The organism is bacterium (genome assembly GCA_004299235.1).
Lineage (GTDB): Bacteria > Chloroflexota > Dormibacteria > Dormibacterales > Dormibacteraceae > SCQL01.
The window spans coordinates 14,366-31,777 of record SCQL01000029.1 but is presented as its reverse complement, the minus strand read 5'-3'; the positions used below and the strand labels follow the sequence as shown (position 1 = coordinate 31,777).

13 protein-coding genes are annotated in these 17,412 nt (G+C 68.0%); 4 read left to right on the top strand and 9 right to left on the bottom strand.

Going from position 1 to position 17,412, the window contains the following annotated elements; translation table 11 throughout:
- Nucleotides 1-6: 6 nt before the first annotated feature.
- The 5 genes from EPN29_10065 to EPN29_10045 all read right to left on the bottom strand — a co-directional run bounded on the left by EPN29_10065 (nucleotide 7) and on the right by EPN29_10045 (nucleotide 5,335).
- Nucleotides 7-1,284 (bottom strand): glycosyltransferase, encoded by a 1,278-nt coding sequence (locus EPN29_10065; GenBank protein ID TAN32062.1) that lies wholly within the window; start codon nucleotides 1,282-1,284, stop codon nucleotides 7-9.
- Nucleotides 1,281-2,069: an inositol monophosphatase gene (locus EPN29_10060; protein ID TAN32061.1), complete on the bottom strand. Its 789-nt coding sequence runs from the start codon at nucleotides 2,067-2,069 to the stop codon at nucleotides 1,281-1,283. Before EPN29_10060 ends, EPN29_10065 begins: the two co-directional genes overlap by 4 nt.
- A gap of 63 nt (nucleotides 2,070-2,132) precedes the next feature.
- Nucleotides 2,133-3,290, bottom strand: a complete 1,158-nt coding sequence (locus EPN29_10055; GenBank protein TAN32060.1) for an alpha/beta hydrolase — start codon at nucleotides 3,288-3,290, stop codon at nucleotides 2,133-2,135.
- Nucleotides 3,287-3,787: an alpha/beta hydrolase gene (locus EPN29_10050; GenBank protein ID TAN32059.1), complete on the bottom strand. Its 501-nt coding sequence runs from the start codon at nucleotides 3,785-3,787 to the stop codon at nucleotides 3,287-3,289. The genes EPN29_10055 and EPN29_10050 overlap by 4 nt, the downstream gene beginning before the upstream one ends.
- A 525-nt stretch (nucleotides 3,788-4,312) precedes the next feature.
- Entirely contained in the window at nucleotides 4,313-5,335 is a 1,023-nt protein-coding gene (locus EPN29_10045) for an FAD-dependent oxidoreductase (GenBank protein ID TAN32058.1), read from the bottom strand.
- Between the two features lie 113 nt (nucleotides 5,336-5,448).
- On the opposite strand from EPN29_10045, the gene EPN29_10040 reads away from it, so the two are divergent.
- The 4 genes from EPN29_10040 to EPN29_10025 all read left to right on the top strand — a co-directional run bounded on the left by EPN29_10040 (nucleotide 5,449) and on the right by EPN29_10025 (nucleotide 11,619).
- Entirely contained in the window at nucleotides 5,449-6,246 is a 798-nt protein-coding gene (locus tag EPN29_10040; GenBank protein TAN32057.1) for a hypothetical protein, read from the top strand.
- Nucleotides 5,994-7,364 (top strand): hypothetical protein, encoded by a 1,371-nt coding sequence (locus EPN29_10035; protein ID TAN32056.1) that lies wholly within the window; start codon nucleotides 5,994-5,996, stop codon nucleotides 7,362-7,364. Before EPN29_10040 ends, EPN29_10035 begins: the two co-directional genes overlap by 253 nt.
- Nucleotides 7,365-7,409: 45 nt before the next feature.
- Nucleotides 7,410-10,937 (top strand): DNA polymerase III subunit alpha, encoded by a 3,528-nt coding sequence (dnaE, locus tag EPN29_10030; protein ID TAN32055.1) that lies wholly within the window; start codon nucleotides 7,410-7,412, stop codon nucleotides 10,935-10,937.
- A 94-nt stretch (nucleotides 10,938-11,031) separates the two neighbouring features.
- Entirely contained in the window at nucleotides 11,032-11,619 is a 588-nt protein-coding gene (locus EPN29_10025) for a DUF1003 domain-containing protein (GenBank protein TAN32054.1), read from the top strand.
- A gap of 29 nt (nucleotides 11,620-11,648) precedes the next feature.
- On the opposite strand, the gene EPN29_10020 is transcribed toward EPN29_10025, so the two are convergent.
- Genes EPN29_10020 through glpK form a run of 4 tightly spaced genes read right to left on the bottom strand, consistent with a single transcriptional unit; the run spans nucleotide 11,649 to nucleotide 17,391 of the window.
- On the bottom strand, nucleotides 11,649-13,610 hold the full coding sequence (locus tag EPN29_10020; GenBank protein TAN32053.1) for a hypothetical protein: 1,962 nt from the start codon (nucleotides 13,608-13,610) through the stop codon (nucleotides 11,649-11,651).
- Nucleotides 13,601-15,313, bottom strand: a complete 1,713-nt coding sequence (locus EPN29_10015; GenBank protein TAN32052.1) for a phospholipid carrier-dependent glycosyltransferase — start codon at nucleotides 15,311-15,313, stop codon at nucleotides 13,601-13,603. The genes EPN29_10020 and EPN29_10015 overlap by 10 nt, the downstream gene beginning before the upstream one ends.
- Nucleotides 15,310-15,912: a hypothetical protein gene (locus EPN29_10010; GenBank protein TAN32051.1), complete on the bottom strand. Its 603-nt coding sequence runs from the start codon at nucleotides 15,910-15,912 to the stop codon at nucleotides 15,310-15,312. Before EPN29_10010 ends, EPN29_10015 begins: the two co-directional genes overlap by 4 nt.
- A gap of 3 nt (nucleotides 15,913-15,915) precedes the next feature.
- Nucleotides 15,916-17,391: a glycerol kinase gene (gene glpK, locus EPN29_10005; GenBank protein TAN32127.1), complete on the bottom strand. Its 1,476-nt coding sequence runs from the start codon at nucleotides 17,389-17,391 to the stop codon at nucleotides 15,916-15,918.
- Between the last annotated feature and the right edge of the window lie 21 nt (nucleotides 17,392-17,412).

The window sequence follows — 17,412 nt, the reverse complement described above, 5'->3', positions numbered from 1 at the left end:
CTCCCTCTAGGGTATTGACTGCCGGGCGGCGGCGAATTCGATGCGCAGGAGCAGCTCGGCGATCACCTTCTCCCAGACGTAGGCCCGCGCGGTGGTCCGGCCGCGCTTGCGCATCGACTCGACGAGCCTCGGCCGCTCCTTCAGCAGCCTCAGGCCGGTGACCAGCTCGATCGGGTCGTCGGTTTCCAGGACCAGGGCGTTCCGGTAGGCCTCGGCGTAGTCCTCGCCCGTCGACCCGGTCACCGCGAGCCCGCCCGCCGCCATCACCTCGAGGCCGACGAGGCCGAAGGGCTCGTGCCCGGAGTTGGCGAGCACGGCATCGCACGCCGAATAGATGACCCCGAGCAGCGCATCGCCGACGAAGCTCGTCAGGTTGATCACATCCCGGTCGGGGTTCTTGCGCAGGAGCGCGGACAGGCCGGATGCGTCGGGCGGCGCCTTGGCGTCGATGACGGTCAGCCCCTGCTGCCGGGCGTGGTCGAGCACCTCGCCGCCGTGCGGCTCGCGACCACCGCGCATCAGGAGCTTGACGCAGTGCCCGCTCCGCTTCAGCTGGCCCGCCGCCGACACCGCCATCAGCCAGCGCTTGTCGGGGTCGAAGCGTCCGATCTTGAAACAGAAGTGGTCCGCGCCCGCCGCCGCCTTGAGCTCGGCGACCGCCTCGGCGCCGGCGTTCTGGATCGACGAGCGCGGGATGCCGTTGCGAATGACGATCGGGTTCTGGCCCCAATCCCACAACTTGAACTTCATGTATCGGCTGACGGTCGTGATCGTCGCGGCCGACGCGAGCCGGCCCCAATCCATGCGGTGAAAGCCGTACGTGTTGTTGGCGTTCCACAGCATGACCACTCGATCGCGGAGGCCGCGCCAACGCAGCGCCTCGGCGATGAGGTGCATGGACCACGACGTGTGCCACTCCTCGCCGAGCACGACCACGTTCTTGCCTGCGGCGGCAGCCGGCGCGATGACGTTGTCGATCAAGCTGGCCGGCAGGCTGGAGTTCCAGTCGCGGATCTTTCCCTCCTCGCCGTCGTACACGCCGCCGCGATGCCGGGCCGATATCCACTGGCACCAGCGGTGGTGGTGCAGCCTGCCGGCCTCGTGCGTCTCCTCGCCCGGCAGGTCGGGATCGCCGCAGAAATAGAGGTGCGTGTCGTAACCCAGCTTCGCCAGCGAGCGTGAGAGTCCTTTCACACGCACGCCGAGGCCGCCCGCCTGGCTGTAAACGTCGGGCCCTTCGAAGCTCAGGACGACGAAGACCGTCCGGCGCGGGCCGTTGATCACCGCCGCGGCCCCAGCGCCCTGATCGCCTCGGCGTGCAGCTCCGGACTGGGCGCGCACAGGACCGTGGTCCGGCTGTCCAGCGTGCAGGGCAGCGGGCCCAGCGGAGCGCCGCGCATGTCGGTGGCCACGCCCCCCGCCTCGGCGAGGAGCAGCAGGCTCGCGGCCGTGTCGAAGGCGCGCACCGGGATCGGCGCGCAGAAAGCGTCGAACCCACCCGCGGCGGTGTGCGCTATGGAAAGCGCCATCGAACCCAGTATGCGGATCTTGGTCGCGCGATCCACCAGCGGACGCGCGAGCGCCAGCGCGCGGGGCGTGCTCTCGAGCCCGACGACCTGGATGCGTTGGGGATCCGGCCGAGGCAGCACGGTCAGCGGGCGCCCGTTGCGCCACGCGCCCTGCTTGCGGATCGCCGTCCAGGACTCACCGGCGTTGAGGTTCAGGACGCAGCCGGCGAAGGTGTCGTCGAGGGTCGGGCCGTCGAGCACGGCGAGCATGACCCCGAACAGCGGGATGCCCTGCTTGGCGTTGAGGCTGCCGTCCACGGGGTCGACGAGAACCAGCGGGTAATCGGAGCCGAAGCTCCGGTGCCCCGCCTCTTCAGAAAGCACCGAAAAGCTTTCCCCCCGCTCGGCCAGCGCTTCCAGTTCGACGAAAACGACCGCCTCCGCCGCCCGGTCGAGCTCCATCGTCCGGTCGCCGCCCGCGCCGATGTCCAGCTGCGCGCGTCCCGCCTCGGTGCCCGCGAGAGGCAGCACGACCTGGCGCACGCCGGCGCTGATCCGCACAAAGACCTCGAGCCAGTCGCTGGGTCTCAGCGGGCGCGGAACCAGTGCGGCGTGGTCTCGCTCTCAGACAAGGGCGGATTCGCTCGAGACCTTTCGGCGCCGGCGCCGGCGGCGCTCGACGACGATGGTGATGAGGTACGGCTGCTGCATCGCCCACACGCGCTCGATCAGCTGCGGGACGGGAATGCTGTGCGGAGCCGTGATCCCCAGCAGCACCAGGGCCTCGGCCACGTGGTCGGGCAGTTCGGTCCTGTCGTGAAGGTTGAGCTGCTCGAGCGTGTCCAGGATGTCATCGAGTCGGCGCAGGCCTTGCCGCCGCTCCTGTTCGTCCCGGTGGAGCATCCCAGAAAGCTTACTCGCGGCTCGCGTGAGCGCACGGTTGACCTCGTCGGGACGCTCGAACTGCAGCCAGTGCCCCGCGCCGGCCAGGATCTCGAGCCGGAACTCGCCCTGGACGCGGGCGGCGGTGGCCTCGATGGCGCGTCTGCCCAGCGCGGGATCCTGGTCGCCCCACAGCAGCTGCGTCGGTGCCTGGATGGCGCCCAGGCCGGCCAGTGCCTCCCAGGCGCCGCCTTCGGTCCGGAGGTTGGCGCGGTAATAGTTGAGCGCGGCGGTGAGGCGGCCCGGCCGGCCGAGTGATCGCGTGAAGTGATCGATCACGCCGCGCGGCACCGCGTCGGGTTTGGGGCCCGATGCGAACATGGCGCGCAGCCGGCGATGGTCCTCGTCCGCCAGGACCCGCTCCGCCTTGCCCTCCATCAGGAAAAGCGCGACGTAGCGTGAGCGGGTTTGCTGGTCTTCGTCCTCGCGGCTGCTTGCGGCGAGCGCGGCGGGATGCGCGACCGAAAGCGCCGTGAGCGTTTTCGTCATCTCCGGGTGGCGGCCGGCGAAGAACCAGGCCACGACCGCACCCCAGTCGTGACCGGCGACGTGAGCGGCGGCCCGGCCGAAAGCTTTGATGATCCCCGCCACGTCCTCGACCAGGTGGGTGATGGCGTAGTGCTCGACTCCGTCCGGTGCGTCGCTCAGGCCGTAGCCGCGAAGATCCGGCGCGACAGTGAGGCAGCCGGCCCTCGACAGAGCCTCCACCTGCTTTGACCAGGACTCCGCTCCCTCCGGGAACCCATGCAGGAGGATGAAGAGCTCGCCGCCGGCGGGTCCGTCGACCATGGTGCGGAAGCGCAGTCCGTTGGCGTGGACCATGTGCTGGCTGGCCGTCATTTGAGGGTGCTGATGAAATCGGCCGCAACGTCGAGCGCCTGGTCCAGGACGGCGAGCAGGCCGTGGCCTTGCCCCTTGAAGACCTCGAGGCGGGCGTTGGGGACGAGCTTGACGGACTCCCGCAGGAGGTCGAGGCGCGCAAAGGGATCGCGGTCGCCGCTCAGGAACAGGGTGGGGCAGCGAATGGAGGGCAGGTGCACGGTGCGGCGCTCGTCGGTGAAGCCCGGCCGGTGAAGCGGATACGAAAAGAGGATCAGTCCACCGAAGTCCGCCTCGACCGCGGCCAGGCTCGCGACCCTGCCGCCGAACGACTGGCCGCCACCGATGGCCTGGTGTCCTCGTCCCGAGGCCTTGATGAAAACGGGGACCGCGTGCTCCGCGCTTCCGCGTGGAAGATCGACCGCGACGGCATCGATTCCGCGACGCTTGAAACCATCGACGTAGGGCTTCATCGACGCTGCATTGCCCGATGCGCCATGACCGAGCACGATCCTCATGTCGTCCGCCGTCTCAGTGCTTCAAAACGTCGAGAGAGGTCGTGAGGGTGACGCCGTCGACGTACATCGTCGGAGACCTCACAAAAAAAATCTTAGCTACCCATTGACGTGAGTGGGTTCAGTCGAGTATCACAACAACTTGTATGGCGATGCCACTCGCGGTTGCCACCACAGAGGCGACGGACCCGACGCGAGTGCGCGACCCATTTCGCACAACCGCCAACGTTTCGGAGACCTCATCGATGAGGCTTCGCGGCGAAACCCGTGGGGTTGCAGAGGAGGTGCGTGCAGAAGAGAACGTGCATCACGTCCCACCAGGACATGGAGCCCGCCAAGCCGATGGAACCTATCGGGTCCGCATCAAGGGAGAAGGAGGTAATGCATGATGGCTAAGAAGAAGGCTGCTAAGAAGCCGGCTGCCAAGAAGGCTGCCAAGAAGTCCGCGAAGAAGAAGTAACTAGAACTTCTTCAAGCGTTTCCTAGTTCGTTCGTTCTGCGCCGGGGTTCTGTGGAGCCCCGGCGCTCTTACTTTCTCGAGCCGCCGATCATCGACGCGACGGTGGCCGCCGCGAGCGGGGAAAGAAGGATGCCCTTGCGGTGGTGACCGGTCGCGACGATCAGGTTGGCGACGCCTGGAGCGAGGCGTTCGATCGGCTCGCCGTCAGGGGTCACGGGTCGAAGACCCGCCCACAGCCGCTCGAGCGTCGCCGCGCCAAGGTCCGGCACCATGCGGCAGGCGAAGCTCAACAGACTCGCGGCACCCGCCACGGTCGGCCGGTCGTCGAATCCCGAATCCTCCTCCGTGCCGCCGGCGATGACGGTGCCGTCGGGTTTCGGCACCAGGTATCCCGTCGACCAGAAGATGCTCTGCGTCAACCGCACCGACGTGGAGCTGAGCGCCGCCAGCTGACCCCGCTGCGGGCGAACGTCGACGGTGATGCCGGCCGACGACGCCACCTCGCTGCTCCAGGGTCCGGCCGCGATCACGACCCAGTCCGCTTCCAGGGTGGCGGAGGGAGTCCTGACGCCTCGCACCTCGCCACCTTCGACGACCAAGCCGGTGGCCGGTGTCCCTTCTCGAATCTCCGCGCCACGTGACGCCGCCGCCCGGGCCAGCGCGCGCACGAAGCGCGGCGGCGTGATCTGTGCGTGGTTGAGCAGCAGAGCCCCGACCGCGTCCGGAGTCAAAGAGGGAGCCATGCCACGACAGGCCTGGGCATCGAGCCAGCGTCCTCCACAGGCCCTGAGACGCGCCGCCTCGTCCTCGTCGAAGGCGGGCAGGAGCGCCGGCAGGGGACGGTACTCGGCCTCCACCCCGGCGTCCTTCTCAATGCGCGCCACCAGCTCGGGAAACATCCGCAGGCTGCGGGCGGCGGATTCGAGGGTGCGGCCAGCGGCCTGAGGGCTGAGCTCGCCCGCCGCAGCGCCGGAGGCGCGGCCACCGAGCCGGTCTCGTTCGAGCAGGGTGACGTGATGGCGTTCGAGGGTCAGGCGCTCGGCGATGGCGCAGCCGATCACGCCGCCGCCGATCACCACCACCCGGGCCATATAAGAAAGATAGCCTCTGGCTTGACTTCAGAACATCTGTTCGATAGGCTTGAGGCACCTCCTCTTCCCCCCTGCGTCTCTCTTATCCGGAGGCCCGCCCACTGGAGAAAAAGATGCAGGCACAGCTCGACGACGCCATCAACTCGATCCGGCTCCGTTTCGGCAGCCAGGCGCTGACCAGGGCGGCGGAGCTCCCGCCTCCTCGGCCCTGGCCCAGCCGGACCCCGATCGATCGCCTGACCGGGATCGAGGGTCTGCCGCGCGGCCGGCTTGTGCTTCTGACCGGGAGCGGGACCTGCGGCAAGCTCACGCTTGCTCTCGCGCTGCTCGCCGGCGCCACCCATGAGTTCGCGCACGCCATGGTGATCGACAGCGGCGCCAGTTTCGATCCCTGGGCGCTGCTGCCTTTCGATCCGAAGCTGAGCTCGCTGACCGTGATTCGCCCGCCCGATCCCGACCCGGCCGGGGAGGCGGCGGCGGCGCTGGCCCGGGCCGGGGCCGGCTTCATCCTTTTAATGGGAGAGGTCCCGGAGCACTGGCTGGGACCACTTGAAGCCGGAGCCAACCGCTCGGGAACCGTGCTGGTGGGAGTGGTCGATGCGCCCGGCCGCGCGTTCGCACACGCCTCGAGCCTGAGCCTTGGTTTTTCCCGCACGGACTGGGTCTGGGAGCGAGGGCAGCTGGTCGGCCTGCGGACTTCGGCGCGCTGCTTGAAGAATCGCGTGGCGCCTCCGCTTGGAGAAACCGAGCTGGAGATCCGTTACCCGCTGAGCGCACAGCCCCTGTTCGACCACCAGGTCAACGTCTGCGTCAGCGCCCCCTCCCCAGCCTCCACGTCCTCTGGGGTCCCCGCGACGCAGTCGCGGGAGGTGACAAGTTGGGATCTTTCACCAGCCACTGCTGTGGTCTGACCGGGCATCTGGAGCTCGCCCGACGCCCCGACCTGTACGGGGGGCCCGTCGTGGTCGGCCATTGGGAGGACCGCGTCATCGCCGCCTCCGAGGAGGCGCTGCCGTTCGGCGTGGCGCCCGGGATGCCGTTGCGCCAGGCCGAGCACCTCTGCCCGCACGCGACCTTCTTACCGCCGGACCCCGACGCGGCCGCGCGCCTGCGCGAGCTCATCGCCTCCGCGCTCTACGACCTCGCCCCGGTGGTCGAGGCGCGAGTCGAAGGCGTCGCGTGGCTGGACGTGAGCGGTGTGCCGAAGCCGGGCGATTCGATCCGCGAAACGCGGCGTCGCCTGCGCACCGCCATCGGCCGCGAACCACGGCTCGGTTTAGCGCCCGGGCCTTTCTCCGCCCAGCTCGCCGCGGCTCGCGCGCGACCAGGCCGCCTCATGCGCGTCGATGACGCGGGCGCGTTCCTCGCCCCACTTTCTTCTCACGAGCTCTCCCTCGACACGGAGCAGCTGGAACGCCTCGACCTGCTGGGCCTTCGCACGCTGGGCGCCGTGGCGGCCATCGGACCGCGCGAGCTCGAAAGCCAGCTCGGCCCCGCCGGCCGGCGCGCGGTCCTTCTCGCGCGAGGCCTCGAACCCGAGCAGCTAACGCCCTGGCGTCCTCCGCAATTCACTAGCGCGCATCGACAGTTCGATTCACCGGTCGAAGACCGCGAGGCACTGCTCTTCGTCGCGCGAGCGCTGTGCGGCGACCTTGCCGAAGAGCTGGGGCTGCGAGGCGCCGGCGCCAAACACGTGCGCATACGGCTGCTCTTCGAATCGGGGCGGCCCGAGACGCGTGATTCCGTCGTGCGCCATCCACTCTCCAGCGCGGCCGAGCTGTTCGGGCTCATCGGTTCGTGGATCAAGCAGTGGCAGCCGCGCGCTCCGATCACCGAGCTGTGGATCGAGCTCCCCGTCCTGGAAGGCGCGGGTCGAAGACAGCTGCGGCTGTGGGCGGGCGGGGACGGCAACAGTGACGAGGTGATCGCGGCACTCGAGCGGTTGCAGGAACGACACGGCGATGACGTGGTGCGCAAGCCGCGCCCTGGACTTGTCTTTTCCCCAATCCCCTCACAGCGCTTCGCATGACCCACCTGCTGTCGCCTCCCGCCGCGGTCGAGGTCACGCTCGGTGATGACCGCACCCCGGCATTCATCTCGGGCGGGTTCAGCGGCTCCATCGACCCCATCGCGCGCTGGAAGGTCGAAACCGAGTGGTGGCACGAGCCCGTGGTCCGCGAGTACTGGAAGGCGCTGCTCAACAGCAACGTGCTGTGCGAGCTGTACCACGACCTCTCGCGCGACGAATGGTTCGTGGAACGGGTCTACGACTGAGCACCTTGACGAACGATGCCGGAGCCGAGCATCGCCGGCCGGCGGTAGACCTCCCGAGGCCCGCCTGATGCGCGCGCCCTACGTCGAGCTGCACTGCCACTCCAACTTCTCCTTCCTCGATGGCGGCTCGCATCCCGCCGAGCTGGCGGCGCGCGCCGCCGAGCTCGAGATGCCCGCGCTCGCGATCACCGATCGCGGCGGGGTCTATGGCGCGGTGAAGTTCCTCCAGGCCTGCCGCAAGCTCGGGGTCAAGCCGCTCATCGGCACGGCGCTGGAGGTCGATGGCCAGGAGACGGTGGTCATCGCCCGCAACCTGCGCGGTTACTCCAACCTCTGCCGGCTCCTGAGCCTTGCTCACGCCGATCAACCGAAAGGCGAGGCGCGCGCGACGCTCACCAGGGTCGCCGAGCACAAGGGCGACCTCTTCTATCTCAGCGCCACCGACGATGAACGGCGCCTGCGCGAGCTCCAGGAGGCGCTCGGCAACGAGAGCGTTTTCAGCGAGCTCCACCACCACCTTCGCCCTGAGGACCCATGGGTGCTCGAGGGCCGGGCGTCGATGGCGAAGCGGTGCGGGGCCGCCGTCGTTGCCACCAACCAGGTCCACTACCACGTCCCTGAGCGGCGCCGCCTCCACGACGTGCTGGTCGCGATCCGCCACCGCACCACCCTGGACGGGGCGCGGCCGCACCTCTTCCCCAACGCCGAGCATCACCTGAAGGCAGGCGATGAGATGCGCCCGCTCTTCAAAGGCCACGCCGAGGCGCTGGCGGCGCCGTGGGACATCGCGCAGGAGTGTGCTGTCGAGCTCGATTTCCGCAAGGTGCGCTTCCCGGGCTACCCGGTGCCCGCGGGCGAAACCCCTTTCTCGTTTCTCTACAAGCTCTGCTTCGAAGGCGTTCGAGAGCGCTACAGGCCGATCACGCCCGAGGTGGCCCGCCGGCTCCAACGCGAGCTCGAGGTCATCGAGAAGACCGGGCTCGCCGAGTTCTTCCTCATCAACTGGGACCTCATGCGTTTCGCGCGTGAGCACGGCGTCCCCGGCCAGGGCCGCGGCTCGGCCGCCGACTCGATCGTCGCCTACGTGCTCGGCATCACGCGCGTCGACCCCATCGAGCACAACCTCCTCTTCGAGCGCTTCCTGCACGAGGAGATGACGAGCACGCCGGACATCGACATCGACTTCTCGACCAAGCACCGCGAGCAGGTGATCCAGTACGTCTACGACAAGTACGGCTGGGAGCGGACCGGGATGGTGTGCAACGTGGTCACCTTCCAGCCGCGCATGGCGATCCGGCAGGTGGGCAAGGCGCTGGGCTTCTCGGCCGAGCTGCTCGACCGGCTCGCCAAGGGCGTGGACCGATGGCCGGCCCCAGGCGAGATGTTGACGCCGCCTGGAAACCCCACGGAAGGCGTCGAGGATTCGATGACCGGCGCGATGCCGCCGCCGGCGGATATGCGTCCCCAGAGCTGGCAGCAGTTCCTGGAGCTGTGCCGGGAGGTCATCGAATTCCCGCGGCACCTCTCGATCCACGTGGGCGGGATGCTGGTCACCGGCGAGCCGCTGGTCGACATCGTGCCGGTCGAGCCGGCCACGATGGAAGGGCGCCGGGTCGTCCAGTTCAACAAGGACGACGTCGAGGACCTGGGCCTGATCAAGGTGGACCTGCTCGGTCTGCGCACGCTTTCGGTCGTGGCCGAGACCCTGGACCTCATCCAAGACACCACCGGCACGCGCCCAGACCTCGACCGGCTGCCGCTGGACGATCCGAAGGTGTTCGAGATGTGCAGCGAGGCGGACACCATCGGCGTCTTCCAGATCGAGTCGCGTGCCCAGATGCAGACCCTCCCGCGCACCCGGCCGCAGAGCTTCAACGATCTGGTGGTCGAGGTCGCGATCATCCGGCCCGGTCCGATCCAGGGCAATGCCGTCCATCCCTACATCCGGCGCAAGCAGGGCCGCGAGCCGGTGATCTACGCGCATCCGCTGCTCGAGCCCGTCCTCAAGGACACGCTCGGCGTGATTCTCTACCAGGAGCAGATCATCGAGATCGCCATGCGGGTCGCGGGCATGACGCCCAGCCAGGCGGACGGCTTCCGGCGCGCGATGACCCGCCACCTCAACCGCGTCGAGATGTCTTCGCTGGAGGGTGATTTCATCAACGGCTGCCTCGCCAACAGCGTGCCGCGCGAGGTCGCGGACCAGCTCTTCGCCGCCGTGCAGGGCTTCGCCGTCTATGGCTTTTGCCGCTCGCATGCCGCCGCCTTCGCGCGCACGACCTACGAGACGGCGTGGCTCAAGCTCAATTATCCGGTCGAGTTCGGCTGCGGCCTCCTGAACCACCAGCCGATGGGCTTCTACCACCCCAGCGTGCTGGTCGAGGACCTGAAGCGCCACGGAGTGAAGGTGCTGCCGGTGGACGTCAACCGTTCGTACGCAAGATGCCTCCCCGAACCCCTGGCCCTCTCCCCAACCAAGCCACAGCTCGCCGAGGGCCCTCCCTCCTCCACCAGGCCGTCCCTCCCCCGCCGGCCAACCGAAATCAGCGTATCGGTCGCGTCAACCCAGGCGGTTAAGGCGCAGGCGGCCATGACCCACGCCATGCGCATCGGCCTCAACTACGTCCGCGACCTGGGCGAGGACGGCCGCAACGCGATCGTCGCCGAGCGCCGGCGCGCCGGCCCTTACAGCTCCTTCGACGATTTTTTGAACCGCCTCCGCGGCGGACCCATCGGCCCTCGCGCGGTCCGCAACCTCGTCATGGTCGGCGCCTTCGATGCCCTCCGCCAACCCCGGCGCAAGCTCCTGTGGGGCTGGCAGGAACGATGGCACGGCCACGGTCTGCGCCGGGGCCTTGGGACCCAAGCCGAGCTGCGACTGAACGGCACCGCTCCCGACCTGCCAGCGGTCGACGAGTTCGACGCCAACCAGCTCGAGTACCGAATCTCAGACCTCTCCACCGGCCACCACCTCATCCACTTCTGCCGCGACCGACTCCGAGCGATGGGCGCCCTCGAGAGCAACCAGCTGCCGTCGATCCCCGACCGCCACAGGGTGCGAGTGGCCGGGTTGGTGATCACCCGCCAGGCGCCCTCGACCGCGAAGAAGATCCGCTTCTTCACCCTCGAGGACGAGTTCGGCCAGGTCAACGTCACGATCAAGCCCGACGTCTACGACCGCTACCGCCACATCGCTAACCGCCAACCGATCTTGATCATCGACGGCGTGATGCAGCGCCAAGATGGTGTCTGGTCGGTGCTCGCGAGCCACATCGAAGCGCTCCGGGGCGTGCCCCGGCCCCAGCAGCGCTCGCACGATTACCGTTAGCAGGGACCAACCCAAGACTTACTTTCGGTAGCCAGGTGGGGGTCCTTTGAGCGAAGCTATCAGCTACGCCTATTCAACGCAGCAACCCCAGAGGATGGACCCAATGTCAATCGGCCGAGAAATCGAAGACATCGCCAAAGACCTGATCAGGCATCAGCACGACCATCCGCCGGTCCGCGATCTCAACCGCGAAGTCGAACGCAAGCTGACCTTTGCCGATCGCGTCGCCGACGATTTCGCCCGCCTGATCGGGAGCTGGGCCTTCGTCCTGGCCCAGGTCGGCATCATGGTCCTGTGGGTCGCCCTGAACGCCCTCAACCTCATCCGGCCCTGGGACCGCTACCCCTTCATGTTCCTCAACTTCATCCTCAGCCTCGAGGCCGCGGTGTGGGTCTCCGTCGTGCTGATGGCCCTCAACCGGCTCGCCGACCGTGACCGGCTTCGAGCGCAGCACGCTTACGAGCTCGACGTCAAAGCCGAAGAAGAGCTCAAGGCGCTCATGAACCACCTGATGCACCAGGACGAGATCCTGCTTCAGATCGTCAACCGGCTGGACCGCAGCGATCGCGAGATGAAGCGCCTGACGCGCCGGCTGGAGGCGGCCATGGACTCGAGCATCGAACCTCCGACGCCCAAGCCCAGCGCACCGGAGCGTCCCCCGATCATCCTCCCCGCCCCATAGGCCCGACCCAGGTCCGACGGGGCACGACCCTAACCCGCGCCAGCCCTCAAGGTTCGGTACACGGCGTAATCGCCGCTGTCATAGACCAGCGTGCCGTGCTCGTCCCAGTACGCGCGACTGGCGCCGCGCGGCAGCTCCTGCGGGCCGATCAGCACGTAGTCGACGCCGTACTTGAGCACCAGGTCGGGCGTCGAGGGCGCACCGTCGAGGATGAGCTTTTCGTCCACCCCTTTCTGGACGTAATCGTCCAGCCCGTACGTCCACAGCCAGCCCGGGTAGCCGATCAGCACGCGCCTGCCCGTCAGCGTAGGGATGGGGTTGTTGTGCTCGTCCGCGACGACGAAAACCGAAGTCGGGCTCGTGTGCTGCCTCACCCAATCCGCCACCCGCAGCCCGCCTTGGTCCGTGAACCGCACCGAGCTCACGCTGAAATCCGAGGCGCGCGCCAGGTCGAGGGTCCCGGCGAGCCCGAGCAGGAGCAGCAGCACCCCGGCGGCGATCGCCGTGCCGCCCCCACGCCGCAGCATGCCGGCGAGCACCGCGCCGGCCATCACGCTGCCCAGCAGCGCCCAGAAGATGAAGAACTTGGTGTTGTCCCAGTCCCAGGGCTGCAGGACGATGAAACTCGGGACGATGAACCACAGCCACATCGGCGCGAACCACCGGGGGAAATCGGTGTCGAACCATCGATGCAGGAAATGGGCGGCGATGAGAAGCGGGATGAAGAGCGACGTGTTCTTGATCCAGAACCACGCGAAGTCGCGGCCGAACCACAACACGCCGTCGCGCTGCCAATCGGTGTACGAAAGCCAGCCCGCCTCGAGGCAAAAGCCGTGCACAGCCAGGCCGCCGGCGCAGATGCTGTTGTTCGCGGGCGGCCACATCCACACCAGGATCGGGACCCCCAGGGCGAGCGCGGGGATGAAGAAAGCGAGCCATTCGCGCCGCCGGCTGAAGACCGCCCAGAAAACGGCGAGCGCGACGACGGTTCCATAAGCGTGCACGTGGAAGACCGGTGTCAGTCCGGCGACCAGGCCGGCGAAGAGAAACGGCCGCCAGCCGGCACCGCCGCGCGCCGCGCGCCACAGCACGACGAGGAGGATCAGGGCGAGGCTGAAGCCGAACAGCGTCGAGCGCTGCGGCACCAGGTAGGCGAGCACCGGATTCAGCCACTGGTAGTTGAGCCCGCGATTGAGCGTGTACTCGCGACCGAGGTGCAGCAAAGCGCCGAGGCCACCGCGCTGCACGTCGCCGAACAGATAGACGAACCCCAGCCCGCCGCTCAAGAGAAACACGAACACCGCGATCGCGGCCGCCGCCCGGCCGCCCGCGAATCTGAGCGCCGCCAGGTACAGCACGGCTGGAAAAGTCAGGCCGAGCAGGCCCGACGTCAGCACCAGGGCCGAGGTCAGGCTGCTGCCGAGTGGCACCAGGTCGGCGGCGAAGAAATCGATCATGAAGGGGTAGCCGAGGTGGTTGCCTGGATCGATCGAGTACTCGGGCGGGAAGTTGCGTCCGTACGCGAAAGAGCCGGCAAAGCTCAGGTGCGCCGCCCAATCGCCCCAGATGTTGACGTAGCCCGCGAACAGGCCGTTCGGCAGATACACGTACGCCTGGTGCAGGAAGTGGACCGACCAGACGCCACAGACGAGGACCACCGCGGCGAGGGGCCAGGGATGCGCGGACGATTTCGGTGACGCCGACCAGCGCCGGCGCGCATCCGTCCAATCCGAGATGACCTGCGAGCGCCGTGCGAAGGCGGCTCCCGCGCCGAGCGCAAGGCTGATCGCCAGCCCCGCAAGCGCCGTCGGCACCGTGACCTCGCCAACCACCATCGACGCGACGAAGCTCGCCGTCGCCACCGCCATCGCGCCGAGCACGGCCCCGAAAGCCACCCGCTCCTCGAGATTCAAAGCGAGGCCGCTGAGGTACGTGATGCCGAACCCGGCCGCCACGCACGCGACCAGAAAGCTCGCCGGCGCTAGTTCCAACACCACAACTGTGGCTGCCCAGGCGGCAGGTTGGCCTTGCAGTTGATGAGCCAGATCTTCGGCCCCCAAGGCGGCGTCCCCGAACCGATGAAGTACGCCGAGCCGGAGATCGGCAGGCCGGTCCAGACCGGGTAGAAGTACATGAAGAAGACCACGGCCACCGCCAGGTGGTTGACGACCAGGAGCTGCCGGCCGGGCGGACGCAGGTGCTCGGCCATGTGGGTGAGCACGAACGCGAGCGCCAGGATCATGAAGATGAGCCCGCCGAACATGTGGTACATGAAGATCACCCGGCTGATCTGAGACCAGGGCAGGTACTGGCTGATGAACCCGAGCAGGATCACCGTGGCCGGGAAGCTTCGGTGCCGGAGGATGAAGTACGGCAGCGACGCCACGCAGGGCAGGCTCGTCCACCAGATCCAGGGGTTACCAAGGTTCGCCATCCGCGAAACGAGCTGCTGGCCCGTCCAGTGGTCCACCCCCAGGCCGGTGTACTCGGCGTAATAGAGCACCGGCCGCGACAGGAACGGCCACGACCACCACGGCGAGCCATACGGATGCGTGGCTTTCAACGTCGCGTGGTAGATGTACGACGCCCGCTGGTAGTCGATGAGGTCGGCCAGGTTGTGGAACTGGCCGCGGGCGAAGAACGGGTACCACGCGGCGACGTAGATCGCGGCCGGGATCACCACCAGGGCGACCAGGGCCAGCGGCAGGTACACCTGCCACCGCACGCCGCCCGGGACCGCGGGCCCATCGCCTCGGCCCCACGACCAGATCGGGCCGCCGGGCGGACCGACGTGGAAATTCACGTGCCGGCGGACGGCCCGGATGACGAGGAGGAAAACGATGCTCGCGAACGCGGCGAGGACGATCCACTTCGAGGCGATGCCGATGCCCAGGACGATTCCGAGCGCCAGCAGTGAGATCAGCGACCCGCGCGGACCGCGGCTCTGGACGTGGACCAGGTAGAGAAGGTAGGCGAGCAGGATGAAGAAGATCGGAAAGATGTCGATCATTCCGATTCGAGATTGGATGAAGAACATCCCGTCGAAACAGGCGAGCGTGGCGGCGGCGATCGCAAACAGCCGGTTGGGCCACAGGCGCCGGGCGAGCAGGTACATGATCGAGATGCAGAGCGTGCCGAAGAGGCATGCGGCGATTCGCCAGCCAAAAGGCTTGAATCCCAGGTCGATGTAATCGCCGGTGGCGCCCTGGAAGTGAGCCCGGTACCAGCCGTAGCTCCACTCGCCGGCGGCGATGATCAGCTTGCCGAGCGGAGGCTCAGGGTCGAAATAGTTGAACCGGCAGTTGACCGTGGACGGCCGGCACACCTCCATGCCCTTGACGTCGTCATAGGCGTCGACGGGGAAGTAGATCTCGTCGAAAACCTGGCCGTTGGGCGGCGACAGCTGGCCGTTGGCGTCCGGGTAGCCGCGGTTGAACGGGTAGGCGAGGCCGCACAGCGTGCCCGGGTCACCCTGAGGGTCGATGGGCGTGCTCGAAACGCAGTCGGAAACGGCCGGGCCGTGGAACGGGTGGGCGAAAACGTCGGGCATGATCGGGCTGAAGAAGCGCAGGACGAACGCGACGGCCGTCAGCGTCAGGAGCGCGACCAGATCCCAGCGGTCGAGATGGGTTCGCTCGCGCCGAGCCTGTGGTGCTTGTGACTCTTCTAACTGATGGGCGGGCGGCCCCGTCAACGTCGCCGTTTACGGTGCTTGCCCCCGCCCTGGTTCTGGCCCAGGCGGTCCGGCAGTCGCGAGCTGATCTCCCATGCCACCGCATCCGGGTCTTTGACCGGAAGCGCGATCGTGTCCTCGTACAACATGCGCGAGCCCAACTTCTTCTTGAGCAGCGCGACGTCCTCGTCGGTGCCGCGCAGTCGAACGAAGAGCGCGGGCTTGTCCATCAGCGGCTTCATCATCGGCGCCACCATGCGGCTGCGCCGGTCCTGGAACGCCAGCTTGAGCGGCTGCACCCGCACGCCCCGGATCAGGTCGTAATCGATCAGCACGCTCGATCGGAGGGTTGACAGCTTCAGCCCGCCGTCGAGCGGTTCGACGAAGCTGCGCCGCTTGTAGAGCAGAAAGGCACCGCCGAGCAGCAGCCCGCTCGGAATGTACACCAGCCAGATGAGGTTGGCGGTCTTGTGGAGCTGGCCCTGATAGACCAGAAGGACGGTCATCACCAGCCCCACCGCGACCAGGAAGCCGGCGAAAAAGCGCTGCTGCCGCCACATCTGGTCGGCATAGAGGATCGGGTGCCGCAATCGCCCTGGGGAAACTGGGTTGGTGCTCAAGACCTACTGATTATCAGGTAGCGCCCACTGCCGGCTCCGTTTCACCGCGTTGCGCCACTGCGTCAGCAGCGCCTCCGCCTGGTCGCGAGGCATCTTCGGCTCGAACTCGCGGTCGAGCTTCCACAGGTCCTTCAGGTCGGAGTCGGTCCAGATGCCGGCGCCGAGACCGGCGAGGAAGGCCGCGCCCAGCGCCGTCGTTTCGTTGTTCCGCGGCCGCCGCACCGGGATGCCGAGCAAATCGGCCTGAAACTGGCACAGGACGTCCATCACCGCCGCGCCGCCGTCGACCCGGAGCTCGTGCATCGGCTCGCCGGTGTCCCGCTCCATGGCCTCGACCACGTCACAGGTCTGATAGGCCATCGACTCGACCGCGGCACGCACCAGGTGCGCGCGGGCGCTGCCGCGCGTCAGGCCGACGATCGTGCCGCGGGCGTAGGGGTCCCAGTGCGGCGCGCCGAGCCCGACGAAGGCCGGGACCATGAAGACGCCGCCGCTGTCCGGCACCGACGACGCGATGGGGCCCGCCTCGGCGGCGCTGCCGATGATGCCGAGACCGTCGCGCAGCCATTGCAACGCGGCGCCGGTGATGAAGATGGCGCCTTCCAACGCATACGTCAGCTGCCCGCCTCGGCGCCACGCGACCGTCGTGAGCATGCCCGTCTTCGACGCGACGCGATCGGCCCCGGTCTGCAACAGCACGAACGAACCGGTGCCGTACGTGTTCTTCGCCATCCCGACCTTGGTGCAGGCCTGGCCGAACAGCGCGGCCTGCTGGTCGCCGGCGATGCCGCTGATCGGCACGCCTATGCCTCCGAACGAGGCTGGATCGCTGCGCGAGATATCGCCGCTGGAATCAACCACTGCGGGGAGATTGGCGAGGGAGACGCCGAACAGTCCAGCCATCTCCTCGCTCCATGTCCCCCGGCCGATGTCGAACAGCAGCGTGCGCGAAGCGTTGGAGGCGTCGGTGACGTGGTCACGCCCGGCCGACAGGCGCGCGACCAGCCAGCTGTCGACCGTCCCCACCGCGGCGCCGGCCGCGCCTTCCAGGTGCTCCAGCGCCCAGGCGAGCTTGGTGGCCGTGAAGTACGGGTCCAGCACGAGGCCGGTGATCTCGCGCACCCTGTCCTCGTGCCCGGCCGCGCGGAGCCGGGTGCACTCGGCGGCGGTCCGCCGGTCCTGCCAGACGATGGCCGGACCTAGGGGCCTGAGCGTGCGGCGATCCCAGATGACGAGCGTCTCGCGCTGGTTGGTGATCCCAATCGCTCGAACGTCCGCGGGCGTCGCCCCCGCCGCGGCGAGCGCATCGCTCGCGGCGCGCTGCACGGCCGTCCAGATCTCCTCTGGGTCGTGCTCCACCCAGCCGGGCTCGGGATAGTGCTGCGTGATCTCGCGATAGCCCTGGCCGCGCACCTCGCCATCGAGGCCGACAGCGAGGGCGGTGGCGCCGGTCGTGCCCTCGTCCAGGCTGAGGACCACCCCGCGATCAAGCACGGGTTT

Bases quoted from the DNA above. Each gene is read 5' to 3' on its own strand.
- EPN29_10050 (TAN32059.1), bottom strand. From the start codon at position 3,787: ATGAGGATCGTGCTCGGTCATGGCGCATCGGGCAATGCAGCGTCGATG.
- EPN29_10040 (TAN32057.1), top strand. From the start codon at position 5,449: ATGCAGGCACAGCTCGACGACGCCATCAACTCGATCCGGCTCCGTTTC.
- EPN29_10025 (TAN32054.1), top strand. From the start codon at position 11,032: ATGGACCCAATGTCAATCGGCCGAGAAATCGAAGACATCGCCAAAGAC.
- dnaE (TAN32055.1), top strand. From the start codon at position 7,410: ATGACCGCACCCCGGCATTCATCTCGGGCGGGTTCAGCGGCTCCATCG.
- EPN29_10055 (TAN32060.1), bottom strand. From the start codon at position 3,290: ATGACGGCCAGCCAGCACATGGTCCACGCCAACGGACTGCGCTTCCGC.
- EPN29_10045 (TAN32058.1), bottom strand. From the start codon at position 5,335: ATGGCCCGGGTGGTGGTGATCGGCGGCGGCGTGATCGGCTGCGCCATC.